The sequence below is a fragment of the Flavobacterium tructae genome (assembly GCF_001853485.1).
GTDB lineage: Bacteria > Bacteroidota > Bacteroidia > Flavobacteriales > Flavobacteriaceae > Flavobacterium > Flavobacterium tructae.
The window spans coordinates 1-13,617 of the sequence record NZ_MIKE01000028.1 but is presented as its reverse complement, the minus strand read 5'-3'; the positions used below and the strand labels follow the sequence as shown (position 1 = coordinate 13,617).

The 13,617-nt window shown below is 35.5% G+C and carries 15 protein-coding genes; 8 read left to right on the top strand and 7 right to left on the bottom strand.

The features are described 5' to 3' along the window. Positions 1 to 84: 84 nt before the first annotated feature. The gene (gene aceB, locus BHE19_RS20540; protein WP_070908675.1) at positions 85 to 1,686 is read right to left on the bottom strand and encodes a malate synthase A; all 1,602 of its coding nucleotides are present in this window, start codon (positions 1,684 to 1,686) and stop codon (positions 85 to 87) included. Positions 1,687 to 1,883: 197 nt separating this feature from the next. Between aceB and BHE19_RS20535 the strand changes: the two genes are divergently transcribed. The 4 genes from BHE19_RS20535 to BHE19_RS20520 all read left to right on the top strand — a co-directional run bounded on the left by BHE19_RS20535 (position 1,884) and on the right by BHE19_RS20520 (position 5,534). Then, entirely contained in the window at positions 1,884 to 3,365 is a 1,482-nt protein-coding gene (locus BHE19_RS20535; RefSeq protein WP_070908674.1) for a helix-turn-helix domain-containing protein, read from the top strand. A 258-nt stretch (positions 3,366 to 3,623) separates the two neighbouring features. After that, the gene (locus BHE19_RS20530; RefSeq protein ID WP_017497774.1) at positions 3,624 to 4,340 is read left to right on the top strand and encodes a pirin family protein; all 717 of its coding nucleotides are present in this window, start codon (positions 3,624 to 3,626) and stop codon (positions 4,338 to 4,340) included. Between the two features lie 173 nt (positions 4,341 to 4,513). Continuing rightward, entirely contained in the window at positions 4,514 to 4,744 is a 231-nt protein-coding gene (locus tag BHE19_RS20525; protein WP_070908673.1) for a (4Fe-4S)-binding protein, read from the top strand. A gap of 256 nt (positions 4,745 to 5,000) precedes the next feature. After that, complete coding sequence (locus tag BHE19_RS20520) at positions 5,001 to 5,534, top strand: YceI family protein (protein ID WP_070908801.1); 534 nt, start codon at positions 5,001 to 5,003, stop codon at positions 5,532 to 5,534. A gap of 153 nt (positions 5,535 to 5,687) precedes the next feature. Here the strand turns inward: BHE19_RS20520 and BHE19_RS20515 are convergent, their stop codons facing one another. Further along, positions 5,688 to 6,548, bottom strand: coding sequence for a helix-turn-helix domain-containing protein (locus BHE19_RS20515; protein ID WP_017497771.1), 861 nt, complete (start codon positions 6,546 to 6,548; stop codon positions 5,688 to 5,690). A 186-nt stretch (positions 6,549 to 6,734) separates the two neighbouring features. Between BHE19_RS20515 and BHE19_RS20510 the strand changes: the two genes are divergently transcribed. After that, positions 6,735 to 7,097 (top strand): hypothetical protein, encoded by a 363-nt coding sequence (locus BHE19_RS20510; RefSeq protein WP_017497770.1) that lies wholly within the window; start codon positions 6,735 to 6,737, stop codon positions 7,095 to 7,097. A gap of 72 nt (positions 7,098 to 7,169) precedes the next feature. Further along, the gene (gene fabD / locus BHE19_RS20505) at positions 7,170 to 8,045 is read left to right on the top strand and encodes an ACP S-malonyltransferase (RefSeq protein WP_017497769.1); all 876 of its coding nucleotides are present in this window, start codon (positions 7,170 to 7,172) and stop codon (positions 8,043 to 8,045) included. 88 nt (positions 8,046 to 8,133) lie between these two features. On the opposite strand, the gene BHE19_RS20500 is transcribed toward fabD, so the two are convergent. From BHE19_RS20500 to BHE19_RS20485, 4 genes are all read right to left on the bottom strand, one after another. Next, positions 8,134 to 8,451 carry a hypothetical protein gene (locus BHE19_RS20500; RefSeq protein WP_070908672.1) on the bottom strand — a complete coding sequence of 106 codons (318 nt, stop codon included), beginning with the start codon at positions 8,449 to 8,451 and terminating at the stop codon, positions 8,134 to 8,136. Next, positions 8,439 to 8,636, bottom strand: coding sequence for a hypothetical protein (locus BHE19_RS20495; protein WP_070908671.1), 198 nt, complete (start codon positions 8,634 to 8,636; stop codon positions 8,439 to 8,441). The genes BHE19_RS20500 and BHE19_RS20495 overlap by 13 nt, the downstream gene beginning before the upstream one ends. 118 nt (positions 8,637 to 8,754) lie before the next feature. After that, the gene (gene galE, locus BHE19_RS20490) at positions 8,755 to 9,768 is read right to left on the bottom strand and encodes a UDP-glucose 4-epimerase GalE (protein ID WP_017497766.1); all 1,014 of its coding nucleotides are present in this window, start codon (positions 9,766 to 9,768) and stop codon (positions 8,755 to 8,757) included. Between the two features lie 43 nt (positions 9,769 to 9,811). Then, a complete protein-coding gene (locus BHE19_RS20485; RefSeq protein WP_070908670.1) occupies positions 9,812 to 10,945 on the bottom strand; it encodes a DegT/DnrJ/EryC1/StrS family aminotransferase in 1,134 nt (377 codons plus the stop codon). Between the two features lie 135 nt (positions 10,946 to 11,080). Here BHE19_RS20485 and BHE19_RS20480 point away from each other — a divergent pair, with 135 nt between their 5' ends. Together BHE19_RS20480 and BHE19_RS20475 are read left to right on the top strand one after the other, a co-directional pair. Next, positions 11,081 to 12,334, top strand: coding sequence for a 3-deoxy-D-manno-octulosonic acid transferase (locus BHE19_RS20480; protein WP_070908669.1), 1,254 nt, complete (start codon positions 11,081 to 11,083; stop codon positions 12,332 to 12,334). 325 nt (positions 12,335 to 12,659) lie between these two features. Then, on the top strand, positions 12,660 to 12,884 hold the full coding sequence (locus BHE19_RS20475) for a PG1828 family lipoprotein (protein WP_017497763.1): 225 nt from the start codon (positions 12,660 to 12,662) through the stop codon (positions 12,882 to 12,884). Positions 12,885 to 13,077: 193 nt separating this feature from the next. Here the strand turns inward: BHE19_RS20475 and BHE19_RS20470 are convergent, their stop codons facing one another. Next, positions 13,078 to 13,458, bottom strand: coding sequence for a DUF1508 domain-containing protein (locus BHE19_RS20470; RefSeq protein ID WP_070908668.1), 381 nt, complete (start codon positions 13,456 to 13,458; stop codon positions 13,078 to 13,080). Positions 13,459 to 13,617: the final 159 nt, after the last annotated feature.

Here is a 13,617-nt window from a genome sequence, read left to right as displayed (position 1 = left end):
TGCAGTCGCAGTTCACAGTTCTGACTGTGACTTGTAAAAGGTTTATTTTTTCACGCAGATTTTTAATGATCAGCGCGACATTTTTTATAAATATTTGTAACATGGAAGGGTTAAAAAATCAACGAAATCGGGATTTACAACCAGTCTTTCCAAAACTTTCTCCGCTAACGGGAATTGACGGTTTTCGTAATTTTCCTCTCCCAGCTCGTCTTTAATTTTTTTGAATTCATCTAAAGCCAACTCATGATAATACGCCAGATTCAGTATTTGCCCGTTATCCAAAGTCACCTTATTCTGAAGCCACTGCCACAATTGCGATCTTGAAATCTCGGCCGTAGCAGCATCCTCCATCAGATTGTGCAAGGCTGCGGCGCCTTGTCCGTTCAGCCATGAAGCCAAATACAAAACCCCAACATTAATGTTTTTACGAACCCCATTTTCTGTTATAATTCCAATTGGTGGCTCTATCAAATCTGCTTCTGTTATTTTGCGATATTCTTTTTTAACATGAATTTGATTGGGAGTTGGCATTCCGGCATCGAAAACATTTTTAGCCAGAGCAACCAAATCCGGATGCGCTACCCACGTTCCATCGTGACCATTCTTTACTTCACGTTCTTTATCGGTTTTTACCTTTGCGAAAGCAATTGCATTTGCCTCCTCATTATTTTTAATCGGAATTTGAGCGGCCATCCCTCCGATGGCATGAATACCTCGTTTATGACACCTTTGAATTACCAAATTCGAGTAAGCGTTCATAAAAGGCGAAGTCATATTGACCTGATCGCGGTCCGGAACAATAAACTTGGAATGCTTGCGGAATTTTTTAATGTAAGAGAAAATATAATCCCAACGCCCACAATTCAATCCCACAATATGTTCCTTCAATTCAAAAATAATTTCGTCCAGCTGAAAACTTGCTGTGATGGTTTCAATTAAAACAGTAACCTTTATCGTCCCTCTTTCTAACTTCAAATAATCTTCGGTAAAATCAATTACGGTATTCCACCAGTGCGCTTCCAGATAATGTTCTAATTTTGGAATATAGAAATAAGGTCCTGAGTTATTTTCTAAAAGTCTCTTATGATTATGAAAAACATACAAACCAAAATCTACCAAAGAACCTGAAACCGCATTCCCATCAATCGAAAGATGTTTTTCCGGTAAATGCAATCCACGTGGGCGCACAATCAATGTCGCAATCTTTTCATTCAGGTGATACGATTTATGCTTAATCAAATCGGTATAAGAGATCGTCTTGTTAACCGCATCAATCAAATTCACTTGTCCGTCCATTAAATTTTGCCAGGTCGGAGAAGTACTGTCTTCAAAATCCGCCATAAAAGTTTTCGCTCCTGAGTTCAATGCATTGATAATCATTTTGCGATCAACCGGTCCCGTAATCTCAACTCTACGATCCTGTAAATCTTTTGGAATTTCTCCTGCCACCCAATTACTTTCTCTGACGGTTTTGGTTTCGGAAGGAAAAGACGGCATGACTCCCTGATCAAAAGCGGTTTGTTTTTGTTCACGTTGCAGTAACAATAATTTTCGTTGTGAATCGAATTTTCGATGCAGTTCGGTTATAAAAACAATTGCCTCTTCTGTCCAGATCTTTGGATAAGAAAGCTTCTTTTCGGCCAAAAACTCCATAGCCGTCTCGGTAATCTCTAATTGGTTTTTCATCGCTGTTGCTTTTGATTAGTTCTTCATTATTCGTCATTTTTTGCTAATAAAAGATCTTTTCTGTTATAACAATCTGACCGTTAATATTTTCTACACCACAATATTAGAAAAAAGTTTTTTACAAAACAAGCGAACGTTCGCTAAATTTACAAAAAACTTTTTTGGCGATTATTTTTAGATTACTTACATTTGATATTATGGATATTGAAAAAGACTATATAAAGCTGATTTTTGGGCTAAAACTCAAGCAAGTTCGTACTCAGAAAAACCTCTCTCTATTTGGTTTGGCGAAACTGACCAATCTTTCAAAATCGTATTTGAACGAGATTGAAAAAGGAAAGAAATATCCAAAAACAGATAAGATTTTGCTTTTATGCGAACATTTGGATGTTACTTACGACCAAATGGTTTCTTTAAAACTGGACAACAACCTCGCTCCGATTGGAGAAATCTTAAAATCAGGAATTTTAAAAGAGATTCCTCTGGAGCTTTTTGGCATTCAGGAGGCAGATTTAATTGATATTATTGCCAATGCCCCCGCCAAGGTCAATGCGTTTATCAGCACCATTATCGAAATTGCCCAGCATTACAATCTGAGCAGGGAGAGTTTTTTCCTGGCTGCCTTACGCTCGTATCAGGAGGCTCACAGTAATTATTTTGAAGATTTAGAAGAAAAGGTCATTGCTTTTTCTAAGTCCTTTCAAATTAATTTAGACTCTAAGATCACTATTAAAGAACTCGAAGCTATTCTTAAAGAGGAATTTGACTACACCATCAAAGAAATTGCCTTCACTGATCAGGAAGCCTTAGAAGATCTGCGTTCCATCTACGTACCAAAAAGCAAAACCCTCTTACTTTCAACAGAAATCGACGATCCGCAAAAGGCTTTTATTCTGGCCAAAGAAATTGCTTATAATTATCTGAATTTATCCGATCGTTTACTGACTTTCAGTTGGATCAAGTTCGAAAACTTTGATCAGGTATTGCATAATTTCTATGCTTCTTATTTCGCAGGTGCTTTATTACTGCCTAGACAGTTGTTAGTAAACAAAATCAATGACTTTTTAAATAACGAAAATCCAAATCCGGAAGAATTTGTAACGTTGATCGAAAGTTTTGAAGTTTCACCGGAATCTTTTTATCAAAGATTAACCAATTTACTCCCTAAAGATTTCCATCTGAAAAATTTATTCTTTTTAAGAATGTCGCATAAAATTGGCTCTGATTTTTACCAAATCAAAAAGGAATTACACATTACCAATCAACAAGAACCACATGCAAACGAAACCAACGAGCATTATTGCAGAAGATGGGTTTCGGTAAAAACCATAGACGAGGCTATCAAACAAAACAAACCACACTTTTTTGACGCACAGATTTCGAGCTATGTTCATAGCGGAAATGAATATCTGGTTTTTTCATCAGCCACAAAAGATCCTTTCATCAAAGACAACATAAGAAGTATTTCGGTTGGTATTTTAATCAATCCGACGATGAAAAAGAAATTCAAATTCATCGAAGGAAAACCACTTGTAAAACGAATTGTAGGGGTCACCTGTGAAACCTGCGATGTAAAAGACTGCCTCGAAAGAGCCGCTCCTCCAATCGCATTGGAAAAGAAAAAACGCCACGAGAATACAGATGCCGTTGTGCAGCAGTTTATTTCGCAATACAGTTAGACTTTCTTAGACCTTTGAATTTGTTAGATCCTCAGATTATTGAACTATTCGATTCTTAGAATGTTTAGATCATAAACACGAAAATCAAGCCAATCTAAGTCGTCGCCAAAGCCTCTGAACCTTTGTACCTTTGTAACTAAAAACCTTAGTCCCTTAGCAACTCCGAACCTCAGCCCCTTTTCTTAATCTACATTAAGTGCTTTTCAGGCATGTTGATCGTAAATTTGTACTATAAAAAATAACAAAACAATTATCATCATGGAAAATATAGTAATACACAAAGCAGAAACAAGAGGAAATGCAAATCACGGATGGCTTAATGCCTATCACAGTTTTAGCTTTGCGAGCTGGTACAACCCGGAAAGAATTCAGTTTGGAGCGCTTCGTGTTCTGAATGACGATACTATTGCAGGCGGAATGGGTTTTGGAACTCATCCTCACGATAATATGGAAATCATTACCATTCCGTTAGAAGGTGATTTAGCACACAAAGACAGCATGGGGAATACCGAAATTATTAAAAATGGTGACATTCAGGTGATGAGTGCCGGAACCGGAATCCAACATAGTGAATTCAATCCAAATGCCGATCAGCAAACGAAGCTGTTACAAATCTGGCTGTTTCCTAACCAAAGAAATGTAACTCCGCGTTACCAACAAATCACTTTAGATGTTGCCGACAGACACAACAAACTGTCTCAGGTTTTATCTCCAAATGCTGATGATGAAGGAGTCTGGATCCACCAGGACGCTTGGTTTCATATGGGAAATTTCGATTCCGGAATCGCTACAACCTATAAACTAAAAAAAGAAGGAAACGGGGTCTACGTTTTTATCTTAAAAGGAAATGTAACTATAAACGGTCAGGAATTGAACACTCGTGATGCTATGGGAATCTCTGATTTTGAAACTTTAAACATCAAAGCCAACACTGAGGCCGAATTCCTGCTAATGGAAGTTCCTATGAATTACTAATTTGTAAGATACCTCACACACACTTCAAAAGAAACGATAATCATACTGTATAACAGCATGTTATCGTTTCTTTTTTTTCTCAAATCACAAAAAAACCAAAAAGAAGTATTAAATTTATTAATAGAAAATTGGTCTGAATTTAAAACTAAAATTAACCGCTAAAATTTTCAATCATGAATCCAAATGACCTTACGAAAGAATATAGCAATGGAGAAGTAACCATTGTATGGCAGTCCGGAAAATGCATTCATTCTGCCAATTGTGTAAAAAACAATCCCGATGTTTTTCACCCAAAAGAAAAACCATGGATCATTCCTGAACGCTCTACAACAGAAAAAATTATTTCAACCATTCACAAATGTCCTTCAGGAGCATTGAGCTTTTACATGAATGACAAAAGCTGATTTTCTTTCCACAGATTACCTAGATTAAAAAGATTTTTTCTGAATTGAAACATACTAATCCATAAAAATCCTTTAATCCGTGGCAAAAAACTAAGACTCTTCCCTCTAACCGGGGGACTCAGAACAACAATAAAAGATGCGATACTCAAAAAGTCATCGCATTTTTTATTTCTTAATCTAGGTTAAGTCCCTTACGCTCACTACCACCGTAACTTTGTCCTATCAAAATGAAATTAATTATTTAAAAGATAAAATTATGGCAACTACAAAATGGTCAATTGACCCAACACATTCAGAAATTGGTTTTAAAGTTAAACATATGATGTTTACCAATGTTTCAGGCAAATTTGGAACTTACGATGCAACAATCAACACAGACGGTGACAATTTCGAGAATGCTGCGATCGAATTCTCAGGCGACATCACTTCTATTGATACTGCAAATACAGACAGAGACAATCACCTAAGAAGTGGCGATTTCTTTGATGCCGAGAATCATCCAAAACTAACTTTCAAAGGTTCTTCTTTCAAAAAAATCAATGAAGGGAGCTATGAATTAACCGGAGATCTAAACATCAAAGGCACCTCAAAATCAGTAACTTTTCCGGTAGAGTTTAGCGGAACTATGACTGATCCATGGGGTAACACAAAAGTCGGATTAAATATCGAAGGAAAAATAAACCGTAAAGATTGGGGACTCAACTGGAACTCAGCTCTTGAAACCGGTGGTGTTCTGGTTGGAGAAGAAGTTCGTTTGAACATTGAATTACAGTTTGCAAAACAAGCTTAATTCAATATCTCAGAATTTAATTGATTGGTTATTAAGCCCTGCATCTGCAGGGCTTTGTTTGTAGGGACGAGGCTTCGGCTTCTCCCAGCTTGACATTTGTACTTTAAAGATATCAAATGTCAAGCTGGGAGAAGTCGAAGCCCAACTCTTTTTTTACTTCTTATTCCTAAATTCCGTTGGCGATAGTCCGGTTTGTTTTTTGAAGAATCTGGAGAAATACGAATAATCTTCGTAGCCTACTTTAAACGCTACTTCGTTAACCGCTAATTGTTTGTCAATCAACATTCTTTTAATTTCAAGAATCACTCGGTCCGTAATCACTTCTGTGGCTGTTTTTTGCAGAATTTCATTGCAGATACGGTTCAAATGCTTTAAAGTAATGCTTAATTTTTCAGCGTAAAAAGACGGTAATTTTTCTTGTTTAAAATAGTGCTCCAAAAGCATTTCGAACTTGTCAATTTTAATGTTATACGAATGCGCCTGATGCGAATAGGTTTCGTTGTATTTGCGGGCTATTTCAATATGAATACAATCTAGCAAATTCAACATTTTATCCAGTTGATATCGCCCCTCCTGAGTACTTTCCTGAATTAATAAGTCAAAATAAGGACGGATTTTAGTAATTCCTTTTTCTTCAAAAACCATTTCCGGCCGATTGTGAATCGAATGGTAAAAATTATATTCGTTGATTTTTTTCTGTCCAAAATATAAATTATACAACTCCTGTGAAAAAATAATCACAAAGCCCTCAACATCTTCAGATAAACTCCAATGATGCATTTGTCCCGGCTGTAGCACAAACAGGCTTCCCTTTTTAATTTCAAACTGATCAAAATCAACTTCGTGCTGTCCAGAGCCTTTCGTAAAAAACACCATCAAATACGAATCATGCCGGTGTGGTTCTTCTACAAAACTATGACTTTTTAAATGCTCTTTGAAGGTATTGACATAAAAATCACGATGAATATCATTACAGCTAAAATTCTGAACACTATAAACCGGGTATTTTTTCATATAAGTAGAATTTATTTTTTTACTGGTCATATATGCGATCGCCTAATCCTATTTTTCGTTTACAAATTCGTTTAAGGCAGGCGATATCATAATAAATGTCTTTATTGTGCTATAAGTAGCGAAGATATAAAAAAGACTTTAATCCTGTTCTGAATTACCTTTGTATAAATAAAAAACAACAAGATCATGTCAAGTGCATTAACTCATATTTTAAGCAACGAATGTCCCATTTGTCATAAAGGAAAGGTTTTTACAGATAAAAATATTTTTTTCACTTTTGGCCTTCCAAAGATGAACGAATTTTGTAGTCACTGTAATTATAAGTTTCAAAAAGAGCCTGGTTATTTCTTTGGCGCTATGTATGTAAACTACGGATTAACAGTCGCTCAGGGAATTGCAACGTACTGTATCGCACAATTTTTCTTCGAAAAGAATTTCGATTTAAGAATCATTCCGATTATCGCTGTCGTCATTACCCTGCTGACTTCTTTCAATCTTAGATTTTCAAGATTAGCATGGATTTACATGTTTAAGGATTATACGAAGTAAAAAAAAGCTACTTTTGCCTTTCAATTGAAACTAATTTTCAATTCAAAAAAATTCAATCTTTAAATTAGACAAATGAAAGCATACGTATTTCCGGGTCAGGGCGCACAATTTACAGGAATGGGCAAGGACTTATATGAAACATCGGCTTTAGCCAAAGAATTGTTCGAAAAAGCTAATGAAATTTTAGGTTTTAGAATTACAGATATCATGTTCGAAGGTACTGCCGAAGAACTAAAAGAAACTAAAGTTACACAGCCTGCGGTATTTTTACACTCCGTTATTTTAGCTAAAACTTTAGGAGACGATTTTAAACCAGAAATGGTTGCAGGACATTCTTTAGGAGAATTTTCAGCCTTGGTTGCCAACGGAACTTTGTCTTTTGAAGACGGTCTTAAATTAGTTTCTCAACGTGCTTTAGCTATGCAAAAAGCTTGTGAAATCACTCCATCTACAATGGCTGCGGTTTTAGGTTTAGCTGATAATATTGTAGAAGAAGTTTGTGCTTCTATTGACGGAATAGTTGTTGCGGCAAATTACAACTGTCCTGGACAATTGGTGATTTCCGGAGAAACTTCGGCTGTTGAAAAAGCTTGTGAAGCTATGAAAGCTGCCGGCGCAAAACGTGCTTTAATTTTACCTGTTGGAGGAGCATTTCACTCTCCGATGATGGAACCTGCAAGAGAGGAATTAGCTGCTGCAATTGAAGCCACTACATTCTCCACTCCTGTTTGTCCGGTTTACCAAAACGTAACCGCAAATGCTGTTTCAGATGCAAACGAAATCAAAAAGAACTTAATCATACAATTGACTGCTCCGGTAAAATGGACACAATCTGTTCAGCAAATGATCGCTGACGGTGCTACTTTATTCACTGAAGTTGGTCCGGGAAAAGTGTTAGCAGGTTTGATTAACAAAATTGACAAAGAAGCGGTTACTGCGAATGCATAATTAGCATTTAGTCTCAGTAACAGTTTTCAGTTACTCACTACATAAAAAAAATCCTCATGAACAAGATTGTTTATGAGGATTTTGTTTTTTATAACCCTTTTGCTTCTGCACTGTAATTATTTACAATTCCGGTTATCAAATAATTTTGATTTCTTTTTTCAAAGAAGATATACCAGGTTGTTTCGGCATTGGGTTTGTAAAAAATATAATTTGAACCTAAATATTGGAGTAATTTTGGTGTTTTCTTGTGAGGAAAACTCGAAATATCTGAAATAATAAAAACAACTATCTTATCTACATAATTCTGAGCTGATTCAGGAAAACCAAAATACTCCTCTTTAAAAAGCGCAAAAACTAAATCATCAAAATAGTCAAGAACTTCTTTTTCAAAAATTACTTTTTCCACGGATAAGCTTGAATTCTCTTAAACATTTCAGCTTTAAATTCCTCTGGAGTCAGTCCTTTTGCAAACTCGGCATCAAAATCAAAAGTTTCCTGATCAATTCCTTTAAATTTAGATTTTTGAACTTCATATTCCACAGCAGGCTCTTCCACCTTGCTAGCTCTAACTTCTTCTTTTTTCTTCTTCATAATTCCTACAATTTATTCTTACAAATTTACAAAAATAAATTAAGCCAAAAATAAAAACCCCAAATAAATTTTAGATTATTTGGGGTTTTTCTTATATTTTATTTTCGTCTGAAAAAAATTAAGAACGAACTTTCTGTTCCCATTTCCAGGCACTTGCCATGGCTTCGTCTAAACTTAATTGGGCTTTCCAGCCTAAAACATTATTTGCTTTATCTGTATTTGCGTAAGCTTCTGTAATATCACCTTCACGACGCGGCATAATTTTATATGGTAATTTTTTATCGCTTACTTTTTCAAAACTATGAATCACTTCTAAAACAGAACTTCCTTTTCCGGTTCCTAGATTGAAAGTTTCAACTTTTTGCAAATTCTTTTTAGCCAACAAACGTTGTAAGGCAATTACGTGCGCTTTTGCCAAATCTACTACGTGAATATAATCACGAACTGCCGTACCATCAGGAGTTGGATAATCATCTCCAAAAACCGATAATTCCTGACGCAGTCCTACACCTGTTTGTGTAATGAAAGGTACTAAATTTTGAGGAACACCAATTGGTAATTCGCCAATCTCAGTCGTTGCATGAGCTCCAACCGGGTTAAAATAACGCAGTAAAATTGCACTGATATTGGTTACTTTAGCGGTATCCGTAATAATTTCTTCACCTATCTGTTTCGTATTTCCGTAAGGCGAAATCGCCGCCTGTACCGGAGCATCTTCAGTAATTGGCATTTTTTCGGCCTGACCATAAACGGTACAAGACGAACTAAAAATAAAACTCGCTTCAGGTTTTTGCTGCAATTCTTGCAATAAATATACTAATGAAGCAATATTGTTTTCATAGTACAACAATGGATTTTCAACACTTTCACCAACTGCTTTTGAAGCCGCAAAATGAATTACTCCGGTAACATCGTTATGCTTTTTAAAAAATTCCCGAACCGACGCTTTTTCTCTTAAATCCAACTTTTCGAATAAAGGTGTTTTTCCTGTAATGGACGTAATCCCTTTTAAAACATCTTCTGTAGAATTGGAAAGGTTGTCAATAATGACTACTTCAAAACCTTCATTTTGCAATTCTACAACGGTATGAGAACCAATAAATCCTAATCCTCCTGTTACTAATACTTTCATTTTGTGGTTATTTTGTGCTGTTGTTTATTTGGTTTAATCTTTATTATTTATTCAAAAATTCCAAAACAGAATCGGTTATAAATTTGATTTGCTCATCATCCAGTTCTGTATGCATTGGTAGAGCAATTACTTCTTTCACCAATTGGTTGGTCACTGGAAACTGCTCTTCTTTGTAACGAGAATCAGCATAAGCTTTTTGTGAATGCAACGGAATCGGATAATAAATCGCACACGGAATTCCCTTATCCAATAAATACTGCATCAAAGCATTACGATCTGCATCAATAATTCTCAATACATATTGATGAAAAACATGATCATTTTGACTTGCATCAAATTCCGGTGTAATAATATGTGTATTTCCGGCAAAAGCTGCATTGTACTTTGTTGCCGCTAAACGGCGTGCTGCATTGTACTCGTCCAACAATGGCAATTTTGCATTTAAAACTCCGGCCTGAATACTATCCAAACGTGAATTCACTCCTACAACATCATGGTGGTAACGCTCGTACATTCCGTGATTAACGATCCCGCGAATGATGTGCGCTAGTTTATCATCGTTGGTAAAAATTGCTCCTCCATCTCCATAACAGCCTAAATTTTTAGACGGGAAAAATGAAGTTGCCGCTACATGACCAATTACCCCAACTTTGTTTTTTGCTCCTGATTTAGAAATATAATCTGCTCCAATTGCCTGTGCATTGTCTTCGATTACATATAAATTATGTTCGGCAGCAATTTCCATAATAGCATCCATGTTTGCTGCACGTCCAAATAAATGTACCGGAACAATTGCTTTTGTTTTTGGTGTAATCGCTTTTTTAAGCGCTTCAATATCGATGTTCATATTTACGACATCAACATCTACTAAAACCGGCGTCAATTGTAGCAAAGCAATTACCTCAACAGTAGCTGCAAAAGTAAAATCGGCCGTAATTACCTCATCACCCGGTTTCAAATCCAATCCCATCATGGCAATTTGCAAAGCATCGGTTCCGTTTGCACACGGAATCACGTGTTTTGCTCCCAGATAGTCTTCCAGATTTTTTTGAAACTGGTGTACTAAAGGACCGTTTATGTAAGTATTGGTATCCAAGACCTCCTGAATAGAGGCATCAACTGTAGTTTTTATTTTTTCGTATTGACTTTTTAGGTCAACCATTTGAATTTTTTTCATTTTCAATATATTTTAAAATTAAAGACTTGCATTTCATTCAGCGTCTCTAAAAGGAGGAACAAAAATAGTTATTTAATACCTTCAAACCAATGAAAATAATCGAAAGAACCGTAATTTAGCCACAAAAACAAACAGATGCTTTTTCTCTATAATTTAGTTATTTCTATTGCTGGCTTTTTTCTGAAAATTGTAGCGCTTTTTAGTCCGAAAATTAAGCTTTTTGTCGAAGGTCGTAAAAATGTTTTCACGATTCTTGAAGAAAAGATAAAGCCTTCAGATAAAACCATCTGGTTTCATTCGGCCTCACTTGGTGAATACGAACAAGGCCTTCCGGTAATCGAAAAAATCAAAGAAAAATACCCTGCGCACAAAATCATCGTTACCTTTTTCTCTCCCTCAGGCTACGAAGTCCGAAAAAACAATACTACTGCAGCTGTTACACTGTACCTTCCACTGGACACTAAAAGTAATGCAAAGAAATTCTTAAAGCTTGCTCATCCTGAATTGGCATTTTTCATAAAATATGAATTTTGGCTGAATTACCTGAATGAATTAGAGAAAAGCCAAACCCCGACCTATTTAATTTCCGGAATTTTCAGAGACAATCAGATGTTTTTTAAATGGTACGGCGGTTTTTACAGAAAAGCATTAAAAGCATTCACTTACTTTTTTGTTCAGAACGAAAATTCGAAAGAAAAAATAAAGAGTATTGGCTTTGATAATGTTATTGTTTCAGGAGACACTCGTTTTGATCGTGTAAATGCTATTTTAGAAAGAGACAACACTTTGGATTTTATCGAAAAATTCAAAAACAACACTCCAACCATCATTATAGGCAGCTCTTGGCCTAAAGATGAAGTATTATTAGCAGAATACATCAACCAGGCATCCGAAGATGTAAAATTCATCATTGCACCTCACAACATTAAAAGTGATCAGATCACAAGCCTGAAAGCGCAAATTACTAAATCAACAATATTATTCTCCGAAAAAGAAAATGCCGACTTATCTAATTACAATGTCTTTATTATAGATACTATTGGATTACTGACTAAAATTTACAGTTACGGAACAATTGCTTATGTTGGCGGCGGATTTGGAAACCCGGGAATCCATAATATATTAGAACCGGCTACTTTTGGAATCCCAATTGTAATTGGCCCCAACTACTCGAATTTCGCCGAAGCAATTGAACTGGTAGCGCTCAAAGGATGCCTTGTAATCTCGAACAATCAGGAATTAAAGCAAAATCTTGATCGTTTGCTTCAGGACAAAGCGTATTTAGAAGAAAAGAGTCAGATTTGTAAATCGTATATTCAGAACAATAAAGGAGCTACAAACAGCATCATGAATATCGTCGCGCAACCTTTTTATACGAATCGCACGTGATTCAGAAACAACATTACACACAAAAGGGCTTATTTAAGCTCTTTTGTTTTTTCATAGCGCTACCTAATATTCTAAAAAACACAAAACAAACTGCAACTAAGAGTATAAAAACCCCCAATTCTCTTATTGAATCTTCAATAAAAAATAATTTAGACAAAATATACCATAATTTAACATATTATTATTAATTTGGCACATTGTTTGATAAATAAGATAATCGTGAGCAATGAAAATATTTTAAAAAAAAAATAAAAAAATATTTTACATATTAAAAAATTTATATCTTTGCCACGAATTAATAATTAACCTTTTATAATAAAGTAAGATGAAAAAAGTATTTTTAAGTTTAGCTGTTGTTGCTGTTTTAACTGTTGTATCTTGTAAAAAAGCTGACGCTGCAGCTACTGAAGCTGTAGATTCTACTGCTGTTGCTGTTGATTCTGCTGCTGCTGTAGTTGATTCTGCTGCTGCAACTGTTGATTCTGCTGCTGCAAAAGTTGACTCTGCTGCTGCAAAAGTTGAAGAAGCTGCTGCTCCTGCTAAAAAGTAATTCTAAATTACTCAAAAAAATAAAAAGCTATCTCTTTGCAGATAGCTTTTTTTATGCCTTATACCCAACAAAACCACAATGCCTTTCCTAACCACAACACACACTATAAAAAAAGACCTGATAAGTCTTCAAAACCCACCAGGCCTTTATACAATTACCAAAACCTAGAAAACAAAAGACACTCTTTTATTTCCTAATCCTCCACTTCCACTTCCTCACCCACAACTTCATCTTCAAAAATAGATTCACTCGAGGAAAAATCCAAAATCTCAGCTCTAGAAGCATAAGTCACAATTTCCTTGATTCCTTTCTGCAAAAGCAATTCCGTTGTGTATTTTCGACTTGTAGCAAAATGAAGCTCCCCCAACATCAATTTAAAAAAATACCTCCCCCCAGCTCCTTTAAACTTTAAAAACCGAGCCATCTCAATATTCACCTTAAACTTCTCGATATCCTCTTCGCACTCAAACCTCAACTCATAACTAAGACTCGTAAATATCACCTTACCCTTCCTCGAAGTAAATACGAATTTATATTCATCATTAAACCGCTTACTAATTACAAAGGCACCCATATTATTATTTTAGATTTTAAATTACTGATTTCAGATTCTTAGATTCTTAGATTCTTAGATTCTTAGATTCTTAGATTCTTAGATTCTTAGATTCTTAGATTCTTAGATTCTTAGATTCTTAGATTCTTAGATTCTTAGATTCTTAGATTCTTAGATTCT

Excerpts from the sequence above, each read along its gene's own strand:
- aceB (WP_070908675.1), bottom strand. The coding sequence starts at position 1,686 with ATGAAAAACCAATTAGAGATTACCGAGACGGCTATGGAGTTTTTGGCC.
- BHE19_RS20535 (WP_070908674.1), top strand. The coding sequence starts at position 1,884 with ATGGATATTGAAAAAGACTATATAAAGCTGATTTTTGGGCTAAAACTC.
- BHE19_RS20530 (WP_017497774.1), top strand. The coding sequence starts at position 3,624 with ATGGAAAATATAGTAATACACAAAGCAGAAACAAGAGGAAATGCAAAT.
- BHE19_RS20525 (WP_070908673.1), top strand. The coding sequence starts at position 4,514 with ATGAATCCAAATGACCTTACGAAAGAATATAGCAATGGAGAAGTAACC.
- BHE19_RS20520 (WP_070908801.1), top strand. The coding sequence starts at position 5,001 with ATGGCAACTACAAAATGGTCAATTGACCCAACACATTCAGAAATTGGT.
- BHE19_RS20515 (WP_017497771.1), bottom strand. The coding sequence starts at position 6,548 with ATGAAAAAATACCCGGTTTATAGTGTTCAGAATTTTAGCTGTAATGAT.
- BHE19_RS20510 (WP_017497770.1), top strand. The coding sequence starts at position 6,735 with ATGTCAAGTGCATTAACTCATATTTTAAGCAACGAATGTCCCATTTGT.
- fabD (WP_017497769.1), top strand. The coding sequence starts at position 7,170 with ATGAAAGCATACGTATTTCCGGGTCAGGGCGCACAATTTACAGGAATG.
- BHE19_RS20495 (WP_070908671.1), bottom strand. The coding sequence starts at position 8,636 with ATGAAGAAGAAAAAAGAAGAAGTTAGAGCTAGCAAGGTGGAAGAGCCT.
- galE (WP_017497766.1), bottom strand. The coding sequence starts at position 9,768 with ATGAAAGTATTAGTAACAGGAGGATTAGGATTTATTGGTTCTCATACC.
- BHE19_RS20485 (WP_070908670.1), bottom strand. The coding sequence starts at position 10,945 with ATGAAAAAAATTCAAATGGTTGACCTAAAAAGTCAATACGAAAAAATA.
- BHE19_RS20480 (WP_070908669.1), top strand. The coding sequence starts at position 11,081 with ATGCTTTTTCTCTATAATTTAGTTATTTCTATTGCTGGCTTTTTTCTG.
- BHE19_RS20475 (WP_017497763.1), top strand. The coding sequence starts at position 12,660 with ATGAAAAAAGTATTTTTAAGTTTAGCTGTTGTTGCTGTTTTAACTGTT.
- BHE19_RS20470 (WP_070908668.1), bottom strand. The coding sequence starts at position 13,458 with ATGGGTGCCTTTGTAATTAGTAAGCGGTTTAATGATGAATATAAATTC.